The organism is Streptomyces sp. NPDC056128 (genome assembly GCF_042263835.1).
Lineage (GTDB): Bacteria > Actinomycetota > Actinomycetes > Streptomycetales > Streptomycetaceae > Streptomyces.
The window spans coordinates 183196-198017 of the sequence record NZ_JBHJVQ010000001.1 but is presented as its reverse complement, the minus strand read 5'-3'; the positions used below and the strand labels follow the sequence as shown (position 1 = coordinate 198017).

Sequence of the window (14822 nt, the reverse complement as noted above, 5' to 3'; positions counted from 1 at the left end):
GGCTCTCTGCCATCGTGTAATCCGTGATGCAGGTCTCACTACCCCCGAACGGGGGTGTGCGCCCCGGGACGGGCGCGAGGAAGGGCGGAACGGGTGGCGGTGGACTCGGCCGACGGAGGAGAGATCCGGGGTGCGCTGGTGCGGCTGCGGCGGGCGACGGGGCTGCCGGTCGCCTTCGGCGGGCTGGTGGAGGCGGGCCGGCGGCAGGTGCGCATCAGCGAGCTGAGCGGCACGGCGACGGCCGCGCTCAGCGCCCTCGCGGTGACCTCGGGCAACGGGCTGGGCGGCCGGGCGGTGGCGCTGTCGCGGCCCTGCGCGGTGACGGACTACTCCGTCTCCGCGCAGATCAGCCACGAGTACGACCGGCCCGTCGCCGCCGAGGGGCTGCGCTCGGTGCTGGCGGTCCCGGTGGTGGTAAGGCGACGGGTGCGCGGGGTGCTGTACGGCGCCCTGCGCACCGCGCAGCCGCTGGGCGACCGCACCCTGGGCGCGGCCGTGGCGGCGGCCCGGGACGTGGAGCAGGCGCTGGTGCTGCGGGAGGAGACGGACGAGCTGCTGGCGGCGGCCCGGCCCGGCCCTGGACACGACCCGGCGGACGCGGCGGGCTGGGAGCAGGTACGGGAGGCGCACGCGGCGCTGCGGGCGCTGGCGCCCCGGATCGCGGACCCCGCGCTGCGCGAGGAGCTGCTGCGCGCCTGCGGCCTGCTGGCGGCCGGGGGCGAGCCGGGACCGGGACCCCGGCCCGCGCCGCGCGAGGTGGACGTGCTGGCCTGCGTGGCCGCGGGCGCGACGAACGTCGAGGCGGCGGAGCGGCTCGGGCTGGGCGCGGAGACCGTGAAGAGCTACCTGCGCTCGGCGATGCGCAAGCTGGGCGCCCGCACCCGCACGGAGGCGGTCGCCCGGGCCCGCCGGACGGGATGGCTGCCGTAGGGTGCGGGGCGGCCCGGGGATTTCCCGCGGCTCTTTGATTTCCGTGCCCGCCGGTTTGTTATTTGCCTCACCTCCTCGTCCCTCCTTAATCCAATGGCCCGTTGCCTAACATTGGCCCGGACACGACACTCGGAGGGAGCGGTCACCGTGCCACGGGACTTCGCGGAGTCTGCCGGATGCCGCTCCGACCTGGTCATCGGGCGGGAGGAGTCGTTCGGCGCGGCACGTGAGCAGCTGGCCCGGGGCGGCAGTGTGTTGCTGCACGGGCCCGCCGGAATTGGAAAGTCGACCGTCCTGCGCACCCTGGCGGCGGAATATGCCCGCACCTCGCACACCGTGTTGCGCTGCTCGGCCACCGAGTCCGAATCGCATCTCCCCTTCCTCGCCCTGGCCGACCTCCTGGGCCTGGTCCTGGACGACGTGTCCCAGACGCTGCCCGCCGCGCAGCGCACCGCGCTGGAGTCGGCGCTCACCGGCCGCGGCGAGTCCACCCTCCAGCGCGACGGCCTGGCGCTGCGGCTGGCGGTGCTGTCCGCCCTGCGCGCCCTCGCCGCCGCGGGCCCCGTCCTCGTCGTCGCCGACGACCTCCAGTGGCTGGATCCGGCCAGCGCGGAACTCCTCGGCTTCGCCGCCCGGCGCCTGGGCGAGACCCCGGTGCGGCTGCTGTGCGCGGTGCGGACCGAGGGGCCCGAGACGGAGGACGCCGAGTACGACCGCCATCTGCGCGCCTCCCCGCCGGACACCCGCGCGGTCCGCCTCGGCCCGCTGACCCGCGCCCAGGTCGCGACGCTGCTCGGCGAACGCGGCTACGCGGGCCTGCACCGGGCCACGGTCCGCGACATCCACCGCACCAGCGGCGGCAATCCGCTCTTCGCCCTGGAACTCGGCCGGGCGCTGGCCGAGAGCCCCGCGGCGCCCCGGCCCGGCGAGCCGCTGCCGGTGCCGACCTCGCTGCGCGCCCTGGTCCTCTCCCGCCTGGAGATGCTGTCGGACGAGGCCCGCCGCACCCTGCTGGTGGCCAGCGCCGGCGCCCGCCCGACACCCGCCCTGCTGCGCGCGGCCGGCCGGGAGAACGCCGAGGCCGAGACGGCCCAGGCGGCGGCGCTGGGTCTGCTGGCGACCGACCCGGAGGGCCCGACCGTACGGTTCGCGCATCCGCTGATCTCGGCCGCGCTGTACGCCGAGGCCCCGGCACCCGAGCGGCGGGCCGCGCACGCCGCGCTGTCCACGGCCGCCTCCGACCCGATCGAGCGCGCCCGGCACCTCGCCCTCGCCACCACCGGCACCGACCCCGAGGTCGCTGCGCGGCTGGCGGAGGCCGCCTCGCTGGCCCGGGACCGCGGGGCGCCGTCGGTGGCCGCCTCGCTCGGGCTGCTCGCCGCCCGGCACACCCCGGCGGACAGCGCGCCGGGACCGGACGAACGCCGGGTGGCGGCCGCCGAGGACGCGATCACGGCGGGCGAGCAGGATCTCGCCCGGGACATCGCCCGCGAGGTGCTGACCCGGGCCACCGCCCCCGGTGACCGGGTCCGCGCCTGGATGGTGGTGATCGAGGCCGCCGGGCAGGCCATCGGCGAGGTCGACGCCGTCTTCCCGCAGGCCCTGGCCGACGCGGGCGACGATCCGCGGCTGCTCGCCCAGGTCCATTACCAGCTGGCCTGGCGCTCCCTGGTGGTGCAGGGCGACTTCGCCCAGGGCCGGGAGGAGGCCGCGCACGCCGCCCGGTTGGCGGCGCGGGGCGCCGACCGGCGCACCGAACTGCTCGCGCTGGCGTTCCAGGCCCAGTGCGAGACGCTGATGGGCCATCCGGACGCCCCGGCGACCATCGGGCGGGCGCTGGCCGAGCCGCAGGACCCGCGGGTGGCGTGCCATCACAACGGCGCCGGGTCGTCGCGGTTCCGGTGGCTGGTGATGAGCGACCGGCTGGCCGAGGCGCGGGCCACCGTCACCACGCTGCTGCGCGAGGTGCGCCGGCGCGGCATGGCCGAGAGCGAGGTCCACTATCTGCGCTTCCTGGCCGAGACCGAGCTGCACTCCGGGCACTGCGGCCGGGCCCTGGAGCTGGCGCGGGAGAGCCTGACGCTGGCCCGGGACGCGGGCATCGGCGAGGGTGCCGGCGCGATGCAGGCCGCGCTCGCCGAGGCCGCGGGCGGCGATCCGGACCGGGCCCTGGAGCTGGCGCGGGAGGCGGTGCGGCGGGCGGAGGAGGACGGCGACGCCGTGTACCTGTCGCGGGCGCTGGCCGCGCTCGGCCACGCGAACCTGGTGGCGGGCGACGCGGGCGCGGCCGTGCGGGCGCTGCGCCGGGTGCGGGAGCTGGAGGCCGGGGCGGGCATCACCGACCCGGCGCGCGGCCGGTGGCAGGGCGATCTGGCGGAGGCGCTGGTGCGGACCGGCGAGCCGGCCGAGGCGATGGACGTCATCGAGGTCAGCCGCGCGCACGCGCTGCGGCTCGGGCGGGGCAGCGTGCTCGCCGTGCTGGACCGGGCCGAGGCCCTGGTGCGCGCGGGCCGGGGCGAACACCGGGCGGCCGTCGCCCGGTTGACGTCGGCGCGGGAGCGGCTGGCCGGGCTCGGGTACGGCCTGGAGGAGGCGCGGGCGGCGTTCGCGCTGGCCGAACTGCACGCCGAACGGCCGGGCCGGGCGCCGGGGGCGGCGTCGTACGACGAGGCGACGCGGCTGTTCCGGCGCTGCCGGGCGCTGCCCTGGCTGCGGCTGGTGGAGGCGGCCGTCGCGGCGCGGTCGGCGGGACCGTCCCCGGCACCGGCCGCCACGCCGGACGGTCTCGCGGGGCTGGCCGCGATGGAGCGTCAGGTGGCGGCGCTGGTCATGGAGGGCGCGACCAACCGGGAGATCGCCGCGCGGCTCTTCGTCAGCGTCAAGACCGTCGAGGCGACCCTGACCCGGGTCTACCGCAAGCTCGGGATCCGGTCCCGGGTCGACCTCGTCCGGCTGGCGGCGGGCGGGCGAACGGACTGAGAACGGCGGGGGTTTACCGGCCACGCACCGAGGGTTTTCCCTGCCCGCCTCCCCTAGGGGGTTCCCTCATTGGGGTGCCCCGACCGCCGGTTCTAGCGTGAACACGTGCCGCTCGCCCGGGCATACGGGGGTCTGTCCCGAGACCCCCGTGCAACCCCCCACGCCCGTGCGACCCCCCACCGGCAACCCCTTGAGGAGACTCATGTTCGGGCTCACCCGCGCCAGATCGGCAGCCGCCGTCCTGGCCACCGCCGGCGCAGCCGCGCTGCTCACCGCCCCCTCCGCCGTCGCCGCGCCGCAGCCGATCGTCGGCGGCACCACCACCACGACGGGCGCGTATCCGTTCGTGATGCAGGTCACCGACGCTTCCCAGAACCAGTTCTGCGGCGGCACCCTCGTCTCACCCACCAAGGTCGTCACCGCCGCGCACTGCATGGTCGGCGAGAGCGCCCGCAACGTCCGCGTGGTCGGCGGGCGCACCTACCTCAACGGCTCGGACGGCACGGTCGCCCGGGTCAGCCGGATCTGGGTGCACCCGGACTACACCGACGCCACCAACGGCGACGACGTGGCGGTGCTGACCCTGGCGTCGTCGATGCCGTACAAACCGGCGAAGTACGTCTCCTCCTCGGACACCTCGGTCTACGCGGCCGGCAACGAGGCCCGGGTGCTCGGCTGGGGCACCACCCGGGAGAACGGCAGCTCCTCCAACCAGCTGCGGACCGCGACCGTGCCGGTCGTGTCTGACTCGGACTGCGGCGGCTCGTACGGCTCCGACTTCGTCGCGAGCGACATGGTGTGCGCCGGGCTCCCGTCCGGCGGCGTGGACACCTGCCAGGGCGACAGCGGCGGACCCCTGATCATCGGGGGCGTCCTGGCAGGGATCACCTCCTGGGGCGAGGGCTGCGCGAGGGCCGGTTATCCGGGGGTCTACTCCCGGCTGACCACGTTCTCGGACCAGGTGACCGCGCAGGTCACCTCGTAGCCCCGCCCCGGCAGGTCTCCTGATCTCCTGAGTACCCCTCAGGTGCAAGCCAGGGGGCGTTGCGAGCCTCCACGAGCGGCCCGCAACGCCCCCTCTCCAACGCGTCAGCCGCGTACCGTCCCGAAGCGGACGCCGTACGCGGCTTCCGGCTGCATGACGGCCAGCGTCCGCTCCCCCTCGGCCACGACCTCGGCCCGGCGCTCCTTGGGGAGGCGGTCGAAGGGTTCGACGACGAGGGCGTCGTCCGCCGGCTTCCACAGTCCGGCCACGAAGCCGTCGACGAGGAGGACGCGGTGGGCCTGGTTCCCCGTCCAGGTACGGCCCTTGTGGGCGGGCGGGACGACGCGGGTGCGGTCGGCGTGGGAGAGCAGCAGGTTGTCGAACTCGGGCAGGAAGCGCGGCGGGGCCGGGGTGTCCGGGTCGGGGCGCGGCGCGTCCGGGAGGTCGAAGAGTTCGGTGCCGTCCGGGGCGCGGAAGGTGACGAGGCGGGGGCGGAGCCGTTCGAAGGCGTCCCGCAGCCGGGTCAGGCCCGCCCACGTCTGCATGTCCTTCACGGAGGCGGGTCCGAAGGCGCCGAGGTAGCGCAGGACCGTCTCGTCCGGTGCGGGCGCGGGCCGTGCGGGGCGGGCCAGCCAGTGCTCGGCGGTGGTGAGCGTGACCTGGCCGCTCCTGCCCCACAGTCCGCGCGGGGTGACCTGCACGAGGGGGAGGCGGCAGCGGGCGGCGACGGCCAGGGAGTGCGGGTCGGCGTCGGGCCACTCGGCGAGCAGGGCCTCGCGCAACTGGGCCATGGTGCGCGGCTCGGCCTCGACCAGGTCGCGGGTGTGTTCGGCGAGCCGGTCCAGGTCGACGCCCGCCAGGCCCTTGCGGAAGGCGTTCAGCTCCCGGTCCCGGGCGGCCTGCACCAGGGGGCGCAGGGTGAGGCAGTCGTCGGCGGTGTGGGTGTGGATGGTCGAGCGCATGGTGACGAGGCGGGCGACCCGTCGGCCGGCCATCGCCGCCGACAGCTCCTCGGGCGTGAAGCCGTCGAGGCGGGCGGCGAGCGCGTAGTACGGGGGCTTGACGTTCTGGGCCTGGAGTCCGACGAGATGCGCGACGGCGGCCTCGGCGGACATGGCCGCTCGGCGCAGCAGCAACTGCCGGGCGAGGGTGGCGCGGTTGAGGGCGCGGATGCCGAGGACGGGGGCGCTCGTGCCTGCCTTGGTCGTCATGGGTGCACGGTAGCGGGGCTTGCGGACGGGTTCTGTCCGCGATCGGCCCGGCTCAGCTCCACGACGAAACGGGCACCGGCCAGCAGGGACAGGTGCGAGACCCACAGCCACACCAGGAAGACCACGACCCCGGCCAGGGAGCCGTACAGGCGGCCGTAGGTGCCGATGCCGGAGGCGTAGAGGGAGAAGACCGCGGAGGAGGTCAGCCACAGCAGTGCCGCCAGGGCGCCGCCGGGCACCGCCTCCCGGCTGCGGCGGGCCGGGGCGGGGCCGGTCCGGAACAGGACGAGGACCAGCAGCGCGACCAGGCACAGCAGCAGCGGCCAGCGGAGCAGGGACCAGGCGGCGGTCGCCGTCGCGCCGATGCCGGCCAGCCGGCCCAGCGCCCGGGCCAGCGGTCCGGTCAGCAGCAGGACCAGGGCGCTGGCGACGAGCAGACCGAGCAGGCTCAGCGCGGTGAGGACGATGCGGTGCAGCCGGTGCCACAGGGGGCGCCGGTCGGGCAGGCCGTGCATCTCGTGCAGGGCGCGCCGGAAGACCGCCAGGTAGCTGGAGGCCGACCAGAGCGCACCGACGCCGCCGGCCACGGCCACGGTCAGCGCGGCGGAGCGCTCCCCCGCCATCTCGTGCAGGGTGCGGTGCAGTTCGGCGCCGGATTGGGCGGGCGCCCAGGACGTCACGTCGTCGATCAGACGGTCCGTCAGGTCGGGCGCGACCAGGCCGATGACGGACGCGGTGACGACGAGGGCGGGCACCAGGGCGAGGACGGCGTAGTAGGTGAGGGCCGCCGCCCAGTCGGAGACGTTGTCGTCCCACATCGCGCGCGGCACCCGGCGCAGCGCGCCGGTCCACGGCACGGAGCGCTTCCGGAGCCGGGTCAGTCTGGTCTCCAGGTACGCCGTCATCGTGGTCATCGGGTACGCCGCTCGCGACGGGTCCGTACGCCCATGCGGACGTGGGTGCGCAGCGGGTGCGGCGCCAGGGAGGCGCGGGCCTCGTCGAGCGGGCCGTGGGTGAGCTGTTCGAGGACGCGGCCGGGGGCGGCGCCGGGTTCCAGCAGCAGCCGTACGCGGGCCCGTGAGCGTTTCCGGCCGGCGGGCAGCCGTACGTGGGCGCGGGCGACGCCCGGGGTGGCCTCGGTGCGGTGGGCGACCGCGTCGGCCAGGGCGCGGGAGCGCAGGGTGAGGGGCGGGCCGGCCAGCGGCAGCCGCCGGTCGCCGCCCCGGCGCGGCTGGGCGAGGAGCCAGGTGAGGCACAGCAGCAGCGCGGCGGCCGTACCGGCGACGACCACGGGGGTCCACCAGTCCTCGCCGCGCAGGTCGGCGAGGCCGGCCCGGTCCAGCAGCACGGTGCCGTCCTCGGGCCGGGGCCACCACCCGGGCAGCCGGTCGGCGACCCCGCCGCCGCTGAGCCCGAGCCATCCGCCGCCGGCCAGCAGGGCCGCTCCGGTCAGCGCGAGCAGCGTCCGGTTGACGGCGTTGCGCAACGGGTTCACGAATCGGTCTCCTTCGGGGGCGGCGGCGGCTCGGTGGCGGGCCCCGGCTCGGCGGGCGGCTCCGTCGGTGTCGCCTCCGGTGGGCGCCAGTGGGGCTCCGGGCGCAGGGTGACGCGGGGTTTGAGGGGGCGGGTCAGGCCGAGGGCGTCGAGGGTCGTGGCGGTGGCGTCGCGGACGGCCGCGTGGGTCGTGGTGCGGTCGCCGAAGCCGAGGCGGGCGCGGACGCGGACGCGCCGTCGGCCGCAGCGCACGCGGACGTCCGTCACCCCGGGTACGGCGGTGACGGCGTCCCGGAGGAGTTCGGCCACCGCCGGCCGTTCCAGTACCGCCCGCTGCGGGCCGCTCCCGGGCACCGGGGCCATCGGGAGCACCCCGCGCAGGCCCGGGGTGAGCGCCAGCCACAGCAGCCAGGCGCCCAGGACGGCCGCGACGGCGCCGCCCGCGACGACCGGGGTGTCCCCGGGGCCGTGCGTGGCCAGCCAGTCGACCGCATCCGTGCGCCAGGCGGGGCCGCGGTCGGCGACGTGCACGGCCAGGACGTCGTACAGCAGGAGCGCGCACGCGCCCGTCCCGACGAGGGCCACCAGCGCGGCCGGGACCCGGCGTGCCGACCAGGGCCGCCGGGCCCGGCGCGAGGGACCGGCACCGTCGGCCGGGGGTGGCGGCGGGGCCGTCCGGTCCGCGGCCAGCGACTGGACGCGGACCGTCGCCGCACGCACCGTCAGTCCGCTCAGCTCGGCGACCCGGTCGGCCATCCGGCCCCGGACCCGCTCCCCCGTCTCGCCGAGCGCCGCCGGATACGGCAGCCGTACGTCCACGCGGACGTCGGCGTGGCGCCCGTGGACCGCCGCCGTGCCGTGCGTCACCCGGGCACGCCGCCCGCCGAGGTCGGCCTCGGTGGCGGCGCGTTCGGCGATGCGGCGCACGGCTCGGTCGGCGACGACGGTCCTGCCGCGTTCGGCCGGCGCCGCCGTCACCTGATCCTCCGGTCCCGGGGTGCCAGGAATTCACGCCAGTCCGTGCCGTTGTCGATCAGGCGCCCCACCACGGCGCCGACCGCGCCCAGCGCGGCCACCAGCAGGAACGCCCCGAACCCGCCGAAATACCCGGCGAAGGCCAGCGCCATGCCCACCAGCATGCCGATCACCGCTCTGCTCATCCCCAACCTCCGCCTCGTACCTGCTCATGCTCCGGAAACCGCTGCTCACTCCACGCGCGCCTCCACCGGCCGCTCCGGGTCCTCGTCGTCGGGCAGGTGGACGTCGTTGATCGTGATGTTGACCTCGACGACCTCCAGGCCGGAGATGCGCTCGACGGCGTCGATCACGTTCTCCCGTACGTCCCGGGCGAGGTCCGCGATCGGGACGCCGTACTCCACGACCAGGTCCAGGTCGATCGCGGTCTGCCGCTCGCCGACCTCGACCTTCACGCCGCGCCCCACGTTGGGCCGGCCGCCGGGCACCCGGTCGCGGACCGCGCCGATGGTGCGGGACAGGCCGCCGCCCATGTCGTACACGCCGGGGATCTCGCGCGCCGCCATGCCCGCGATCTTGACGACCACGACGTCGGCGATGGACGTACGGCCCCGCGTACCGGCCGGTTCGGTGGCGCCGGTGGAGCCGCCGCTCACGGTGGTCGCCCCGCTCTGCGCGCCGATGCCGGTGCCGCCGCTCTTCTTCTCGATCGTGGCCGTCTGCGGTGTGGTCGTCATGGTGTCCTCCGTCAACGGTGGTCGTTTGGTGTTGCTGGACGTTGGACACGGGTCGCGGTGCGGCGTTACGCGGTGCCGGAAGATTTCTTTTTTCCCGCGGCTTCACCTCTTCGCGTAACGCCGGGAGCGGTCGGCGTGTCCAACCGGGGAACCCGCCCAGGGGAACCGTGGGGAACGACGGAAGGGAGCGCACGTGCCGGGCGACGACGGACTGCTCGCGGTACGGGCCGCCGAGGGCGACGAGGACGCCTTCGAGGCGCTCGTGCGCCGGCACGCGCCGGGGCTGCTGCGGCTGGCGGCGAGCATGCTGGGCAGCCCCTCCGAGGCGGAGGACGCGGTGCAGGACGCGTTCGTCAGCGCGTGGCGCAGGCTCCCGGAGTTCCGCGGGCAGTCGGCCTTCGGCACCTGGATGCACCGCATCGTCGTCAACCGGTGCCTGAACATGCTGCGTTCCAGACGCCCCGTCACGGACCTCGACAGCGTGCCCGAGCCGCAGGCGCCGGACCACGCGGTCTCCCCCGCACGGGCCGCCGAGTCGCACGCCGCCGCGGTGGCGCTGGGCAGGTCGCTGTCCGACCTCTCCCCCGAGCAGCGGGTCTGCTGGGTGCTCAGGGAGCTGGAGGGCCAGTCGTACGAGACGATCGCGGAGACGGTCGGGATCAGCCCCGAGGCTGCCCGTGGCCGGGTGTTCCGCGCACGACGCTGCCTGACGGAGGCGATGACCGCATGGCGATGAACACCGGCGACGACGAACGGCTGGAATGCGGGCGGCTGCTGTCCGCGGTGTGGGAGTCCTGGGAGGACGCCGCGGACGACCCGCACCTGCGGGAGTGCCCGCACTGCTCGGCCGCCGTCCGGCAGCTGGACCTGCTCGGGGCCGCGGTGCGCGAGGCGGGGAGCGGGCGGGAGCCGGAGTGGGACGCCGGGGCGCTGACCGAGCGGGTCATGGACGTCGTCCGGCTGGAGCTGCGGCCCGGCCGGCCGCTGCCCCTCGGGGAGCGCGCGGAGGACCTGTGGGTGCGGGAGGCGATGGCGGCCAAGGCGCTGCGGGCCGCCGCCGAGACCGTGCCGGGCGTGCGGGCGGGCTCCTGCCGGATCCGGCCCGCCGAGTCCGGCGCCGGGCCCTCGCGCGGGCCGGTCCGGGTGCGGCTGGAGGTCGTCGTCCCGCTCACGGCGCACCTGCGCGACCTGGCGGAGGAGATCCGGCGGCGGGTGCACGGGGCGGCCGACGACGCCCTGGGGCTGCCGGTGGACCACGTGGACGTGCACATCACCGACGTGACCGACCCGGCCGGCGTGGAGCCGGAGCCGGCCGGCGCGGAAGAAGGGATCCGACCGTGACCGCTGCCGCCACCGGCCGTGACGCACTCGCCGGCACCGTCGCGCGGGTGACCGCCGATGTGCCCGGCGTCGCCTTCCTGCGCCCGGGACTCGCGGACCTGGTCCGGGGCTCCGCCCGCACCGGACCGCCGCGCGCGGCCGGGCGGGCGCCCGCGGGCGTGCGGGTGACCCGGGCCTCCGGGGCGGGGCCGTGGGAGGTCGACGTCCAGATCGTCGTCCGCCGCGACCACCGCGCCCTGACCGTCGCCCGCGCGGTGCGCGACGCCGTGACCGCCGCCCTGGCGGAGACGACGCCCGGCGCGCAGGTGACGGTGACCGTGACCAACGCGCTGTGAGCCGGCCCCCGCCCTCGGGCTACCGGCAGGTGGGCCGGTAGGCGAGTCGCGGCAGCAGTTCGTGCCAGCGGGCGGGGGTGAGGTCGCCGCCGGTGCGGGCGCAGACGTGCCGGACGGCGCGGTCCGTGTCCAGGGTCCAGATCCTGGCCGTCAGGTCGTTGCCCGCGGAGGCCAGGGTGTCGCCGCCGGGCGCGAACGCGACCGAGGTGACCGTGTCCAGGTGCCCGGTGAGGGGGCCGCCGAAGGCCTCGGCGTGGGCGGGGTCGGCCACGTTCCACAGGCGTACGGCGTGGTCCTCGCCGCCGCTGGCGAGGGTGCGCCCGTCGGGGGCGAAGGACACGGAGGTGACGCCGCCGCGGTGTCCGGTCAGCTCCTCGCCCAGGGGCCGGACCCGGCCGGGCTCCGTGACGTCCCACAGCCGTACGGTGCGGTCCCGGCCGCCCGTGGCGAGGACGTGCCCCTCGGGGGCGAAGGCCACGGAGTTGACCCAGTCCCCGTGGGCGGTCAGGGGTGCGCCCAGCGGCCGGGCCCGGTCGCGGTCGCGGACGTCCCACAGCCGGGCCGTCTTGTCCTGGCTGCCGGTGGCGAGGGTGTGCCCGTCCGGGGAGAAGGCGACGGAGCCGACCCAGTCGGTGTGGGCGGTCAGCGGCGCCCCGACGGGACGTACGTCGTCGGGGTCGCGTACGTCCCACAGCCGGGCCCGCTCGTCCGCGCCGCCGGTCGCGAGGGTCCGGCCGTCCGGGGCGAAGGCGACGGTGAGGGCGCCGCCCGGGTGTGCGTCGGGGAGGGTGGCCGCGGGGGCGGGACGGGCCGGGTCGGAGACGTCCCACAGCCGTACGGTGCCGTCCTCGTCGCCGGAGGCGACCGTGTGGCCGTCCGGGGAGAAGGCGACGGTGAGGACGGCGGCCTCGTGGCCGGTGAGGACGCGCGGCAGTCTGCGCGGGTGTCCCGGGCGGCCGACGTCCCAGAGCCGGACCAGGGCGTCGTCGGTGCTCGCGGCGGCGAGCAGCCGGCCGCCGGGGGCGTAGGCCACGGCGGTGAGCGGGTTGGTGAAGTCGGTGAGGACGTTCTCCGGCAGGTGCCACAGGCGGACGCCGCGGTCGGCGCCGGTGGTGGCGAGGGTGCGGCCGTCGGGGGCGAACGCCAGGTCCCACAGGCCCTCCGTGTGCCCGGTCAGCGGTTCGCCGATCTGCTGCGGGTAGGCGGGGTTGGCGACGTTCCACAGGATCACGGTGTCGTCCTGCGCGGCGCTGGCCAGGGTGTGTCCGTCGGGGCTGAAGGCCACGGACCACACGGCGGCGGAGTGCGCGGTGAGCGGTTCGCCCAGGGGGCGCAGGGCGTCGCCGCCGGAGACGTCCCACAGGCGCACCGTGTCGTCGTAGCCGGCGGTGGCCAGGGTGTCGCCGTCCGGGGAGTACGCGACCGACCAGACCGCCTCGTCGTGCGCGCGCCGCGGCTCGCCGAGCGGGGCCGGCCCGTCGGCGCCGTCGGCCCGCCACAGCCGTACGGTCCCGGTGTGCCCGGCGGTGGCGAGGGTGCGGCCGTCCGGGGCGAAGGCGACGTCCCGGACGCTGCGGGTGTCGGCGCGGGCCGGGTCGCCGAGCGGCGTGGGCCGGTCCGGGTCCCGGACGTCCCACAGGCGGAGGGTGCCGTCGTCGCCCGCGGTGGCGAGGGTGCGGCCGTCGGGGGCGAAGGCGACGGAGGTGACGGACTTCCCCTCGTGGCTCACCAGGGGCCGGCCCAGCGGGCGGGGCCGCGCGCGGTCGCGTACGTCCCACAGGCGGATGCCGCCGCCGTGGCCGACCGCGACGAGCAGCGTACCGTCGGGCGAGTAGGCCACCGCGCCGACGTCACCGCCGGCGATGCGCAGCGGCTCGCCGAGCTGTGCACGCGCGTCGGGCTCCGAGGTGTCCCACAGCCGTACGGTGCCGTCGTGGCCGCCGCTCGCGAGGGTCCGCCCGTCGGGGGCGAAGGCCACGGCGCTGCCGATGTCCTGGTGTCCGGGCAGCCGGGTGGACAGCACCCGGCCCGCGTCCGTGGTGAGCGCGGTCCTGAGGTCGGGGGTGGTGCGCATGCCGAGCGCGGCGACGTCGAGCCGGGCGGACAGGGGGGTGCTGGTGGGGCGCAGCCGGTCGGCCTCGGCGGTGATCCGGCCGAAGACGGCGTCGTCCCGCTCGGCCCGGGCGGTGTCGCGCAGTCTGAGGGCGACGACGGCGGTGCCGGAGGCGACCAGCACCAGCAGGGCGAGGGCGGCCGACAGCCCGCGCCGCAGCCACACCGCGCGGCGCCGCCGGCCGGTCGAGGCGGCCAGGAACTCGCTTTCCGTCGGCGTGAGTTCGGCGCGGTGGCCGGGCGGGAAGGCGTCGTGGGCGGCGGCCAGGCGGGAGCCCGCGTAGAGCGCGGCGTTCTCCCGGCCGAGGCCGGTCCAGGTGCGGGCGGCTTCGGAGAGGGCGCGGTGGACGCGCAGCCGGTCGCGTTCGGCGTCGATCCAGCCGCGCAGCCTCGGCCAGGCGGTGATGAGGGCTTCGTGGGCGAGTTCGACGGTGCCGTCGTCGAGGGTGAGCAGCCGGGCGCGGACCAGCCGGTCAAGGACGGCGCGGGTGCCGTCCGGGTCGCCGAGGTCGAGCTCGGCGTGTTCGGCGGGCCGGCGGGTGTCGGGGGTGCCGTCGCCGGGCGCGACGAGCCGCAGGAGGACCCGGCGGGCCAGTTCGGCCTGGGGCGGGGTGAGTTCGCCGTACACCTCCTCGGCGGTGCGTACGACGGCGCCGCGCAGGCCACCGGCGGTCTCGTAGGCGGTCTCGGTGAGGGTCCGGCCGGTGCGGTGCCGCCAGGTCTCCAGCAGCGCGTGCGACATCAGCGGCAGTCCGCCCGGGGCGTCCTCGACCTCGTCGAGCAGCCGTGCCGTCAGGGCGCGTTCGACGACCAGTCCCTCGGCGGCGGCCGGCCGGACCACGGCCTCCCGCAGCTCCTCGCGGCTCATCGGACCGGCGAGCAGGGTCGCGTCCTGCAACGCGGCGGTGAGGGCGGGGTGTTCGGCGCAGCGTCCCAGGAAGTCGGCGCGTACGGCGATCACCACGCGCAGGGAACCGCCCGGCGCGGCGGCGGCGAGCAGCCGGTCGACGAAGGCGTTCCGTTCGGCGGGGTCGGCGCAGAGGGTGTACAGCTCCTCAAACTGGTCGACGATCAGCCAGGTGTCCGCCCCTTCGGCCGCGCCGGGGACGGGGTCCAGGCGGTCCGCGTGGGTGCGCAGCGGGTCGGCGCCGGGGGTGAGGACGCGGACGGCCGCGGGGGCGGGGGGTGCGTCCGGGCCGGTCTCCGGGGTGCGCAGGCGCGGGATGAGCCCGGCCCGCAGCAGGGAGGACTTGCCGCTGCCGGAGGGGCCGAAGACGGCGGTGAAGCGGTGCCGGCGGGTCAGTCCGGTCAGCCGGTCCACCAGCCGGTCGCGGCCGAAGAACAGGGCGGCGTCGTCCGGTTCGTAGCGTGTCAGGCCCCGGTAGGGCGGACGGGACTCCTCCTCGGCGGCGGCGAGGGCGGCGGCCTCCGCGCTCGCCGCCCGCCAGCGGCGCTCCCACTCCTCGGGGTCGCCGCCGCAGACGTCGACGTAGGCGAGGGTCACGGCGAGCGTGGGGAGTTGACGTCCGGCCGCGGCCTGGGACAGGGCGGTCACCGAGAACGGCACCTTGTCCGCCATCGTCCGGTACGTCGGCCGCCCCACCGACTCGCGCAGGGCGCGGAGTTCGGCGGCGAACCGCTGCACCGGTCCGGCTCCCGGGTCGAGCCGTCGCTCCCGGCGTCCCACTCCGCGTCCGCTCACGTATCCCCGCCCCGCCGTAGC

The 14822-nt window shown here is 76.7% G+C and carries 13 protein-coding genes; 6 read left to right on the top strand and 7 right to left on the bottom strand.

Annotation, left to right across the window (positions count from 1 at the left end; translation table 11 throughout):
- The first annotated feature begins 93 nt into the window (after positions 1-93).
- From ACFC1X_RS00960 to ACFC1X_RS00950, 3 genes are all read left to right on the top strand, one after another.
- Complete coding sequence (locus tag ACFC1X_RS00960) at positions 94-930, top strand: response regulator transcription factor (RefSeq protein WP_376347568.1); 837 nt, start codon at positions 94-96, stop codon at positions 928-930.
- Between the two features lie 93 nt (positions 931-1023).
- Positions 1024-3909: an AAA family ATPase gene (locus ACFC1X_RS00955; protein WP_376347566.1), complete on the top strand. Its 2886-nt coding sequence runs from the start codon at positions 1024-1026 to the stop codon at positions 3907-3909.
- Positions 3910-4111: 202 nt separating this feature from the next.
- Positions 4112-4894 (top strand): trypsin-like serine protease, encoded by a 783-nt coding sequence (locus tag ACFC1X_RS00950; RefSeq protein ID WP_376347564.1) that lies wholly within the window; start codon positions 4112-4114, stop codon positions 4892-4894.
- Positions 4895-4998: 104 nt separating this feature from the next.
- Here ACFC1X_RS00950 and ACFC1X_RS00945 read toward each other — a convergent pair whose 3' ends face one another.
- The 6 genes from ACFC1X_RS00945 to ACFC1X_RS00920 are packed head-to-tail and all read right to left on the bottom strand — an operon-like array spanning position 4999 to position 9311.
- Positions 4999-6105 carry a winged helix DNA-binding domain-containing protein gene (locus ACFC1X_RS00945; protein ID WP_376347562.1) on the bottom strand — a complete coding sequence of 369 codons (1107 nt, stop codon included), beginning with the start codon at positions 6103-6105 and terminating at the stop codon, positions 4999-5001.
- Positions 6102-7010, bottom strand: coding sequence for a YihY/virulence factor BrkB family protein (locus ACFC1X_RS00940; protein ID WP_376348503.1), 909 nt, complete (start codon positions 7008-7010; stop codon positions 6102-6104). The genes ACFC1X_RS00945 and ACFC1X_RS00940 overlap by 4 nt, the downstream gene beginning before the upstream one ends.
- A gap of 5 nt (positions 7011-7015) precedes the next feature.
- Positions 7016-7600 (bottom strand): hypothetical protein, encoded by a 585-nt coding sequence (locus ACFC1X_RS00935; RefSeq protein WP_376347561.1) that lies wholly within the window; start codon positions 7598-7600, stop codon positions 7016-7018.
- Positions 7597-8577 (bottom strand): DUF6286 domain-containing Asp23/Gls24 family envelope stress response protein, encoded by a 981-nt coding sequence (locus ACFC1X_RS00930; RefSeq protein ID WP_376347559.1) that lies wholly within the window; start codon positions 8575-8577, stop codon positions 7597-7599. Before ACFC1X_RS00930 ends, ACFC1X_RS00935 begins: the two co-directional genes overlap by 4 nt.
- Positions 8574-8759 (bottom strand): hypothetical protein, encoded by a 186-nt coding sequence (locus ACFC1X_RS00925; RefSeq protein ID WP_376347557.1) that lies wholly within the window; start codon positions 8757-8759, stop codon positions 8574-8576. Before ACFC1X_RS00925 ends, ACFC1X_RS00930 begins: the two co-directional genes overlap by 4 nt.
- A 45-nt stretch (positions 8760-8804) precedes the next feature.
- Positions 8805-9311, bottom strand: coding sequence for an Asp23/Gls24 family envelope stress response protein (locus ACFC1X_RS00920; RefSeq protein WP_376347556.1), 507 nt, complete (start codon positions 9309-9311; stop codon positions 8805-8807).
- 193 nt (positions 9312-9504) lie between these two features.
- Here ACFC1X_RS00920 and ACFC1X_RS00915 point away from each other — a divergent pair, with 193 nt between their 5' ends.
- Genes ACFC1X_RS00915 through ACFC1X_RS00905 form a run of 3 tightly spaced genes read left to right on the top strand, consistent with a single transcriptional unit; the run spans position 9505 to position 10987 of the window.
- Positions 9505-10047 (top strand): RNA polymerase sigma factor, encoded by a 543-nt coding sequence (locus tag ACFC1X_RS00915; protein WP_376347554.1) that lies wholly within the window; start codon positions 9505-9507, stop codon positions 10045-10047.
- Positions 10038-10652 (top strand): Asp23/Gls24 family envelope stress response protein, encoded by a 615-nt coding sequence (locus ACFC1X_RS00910; RefSeq protein WP_376347552.1) that lies wholly within the window; start codon positions 10038-10040, stop codon positions 10650-10652. Before ACFC1X_RS00915 ends, ACFC1X_RS00910 begins: the two co-directional genes overlap by 10 nt.
- Positions 10649-10987 carry an Asp23/Gls24 family envelope stress response protein gene (locus ACFC1X_RS00905; protein WP_376347550.1) on the top strand — a complete coding sequence of 113 codons (339 nt, stop codon included), beginning with the start codon at positions 10649-10651 and terminating at the stop codon, positions 10985-10987. Before ACFC1X_RS00910 ends, ACFC1X_RS00905 begins: the two co-directional genes overlap by 4 nt.
- Positions 10988-11006: 19 nt before the next feature.
- On the opposite strand, the gene ACFC1X_RS00900 is transcribed toward ACFC1X_RS00905, so the two are convergent.
- Complete coding sequence (locus ACFC1X_RS00900) at positions 11007-14801, bottom strand: WD40 repeat domain-containing protein (RefSeq protein ID WP_376347549.1); 3795 nt, start codon at positions 14799-14801, stop codon at positions 11007-11009.
- Positions 14802-14822: the final 21 nt, after the last annotated feature.

Bases quoted from the DNA above. Each gene is read 5' to 3' on its own strand.
- ACFC1X_RS00955 (WP_376347566.1), top strand. From the start codon at position 1,024: ATGGCCCGTTGCCTAACATTGGCCCGGACACGACACTCGGAGGGAGCG.
- ACFC1X_RS00950 (WP_376347564.1), top strand. From the start codon at position 4,112: ATGTTCGGGCTCACCCGCGCCAGATCGGCAGCCGCCGTCCTGGCCACC.
- ACFC1X_RS00945 (WP_376347562.1), bottom strand. From the start codon at position 6,105: ATGACGACCAAGGCAGGCACGAGCGCCCCCGTCCTCGGCATCCGCGCC.
- ACFC1X_RS00940 (WP_376348503.1), bottom strand. From the start codon at position 7,010: ATGACGGCGTACCTGGAGACCAGACTGACCCGGCTCCGGAAGCGCTCC.
- ACFC1X_RS00925 (WP_376347557.1), bottom strand. From the start codon at position 8,759: ATGAGCAGAGCGGTGATCGGCATGCTGGTGGGCATGGCGCTGGCCTTC.
- ACFC1X_RS00920 (WP_376347556.1), bottom strand. From the start codon at position 9,311: ATGACGACCACACCGCAGACGGCCACGATCGAGAAGAAGAGCGGCGGC.
- ACFC1X_RS00910 (WP_376347552.1), top strand. From the start codon at position 10,038: ATGGCGATGAACACCGGCGACGACGAACGGCTGGAATGCGGGCGGCTG.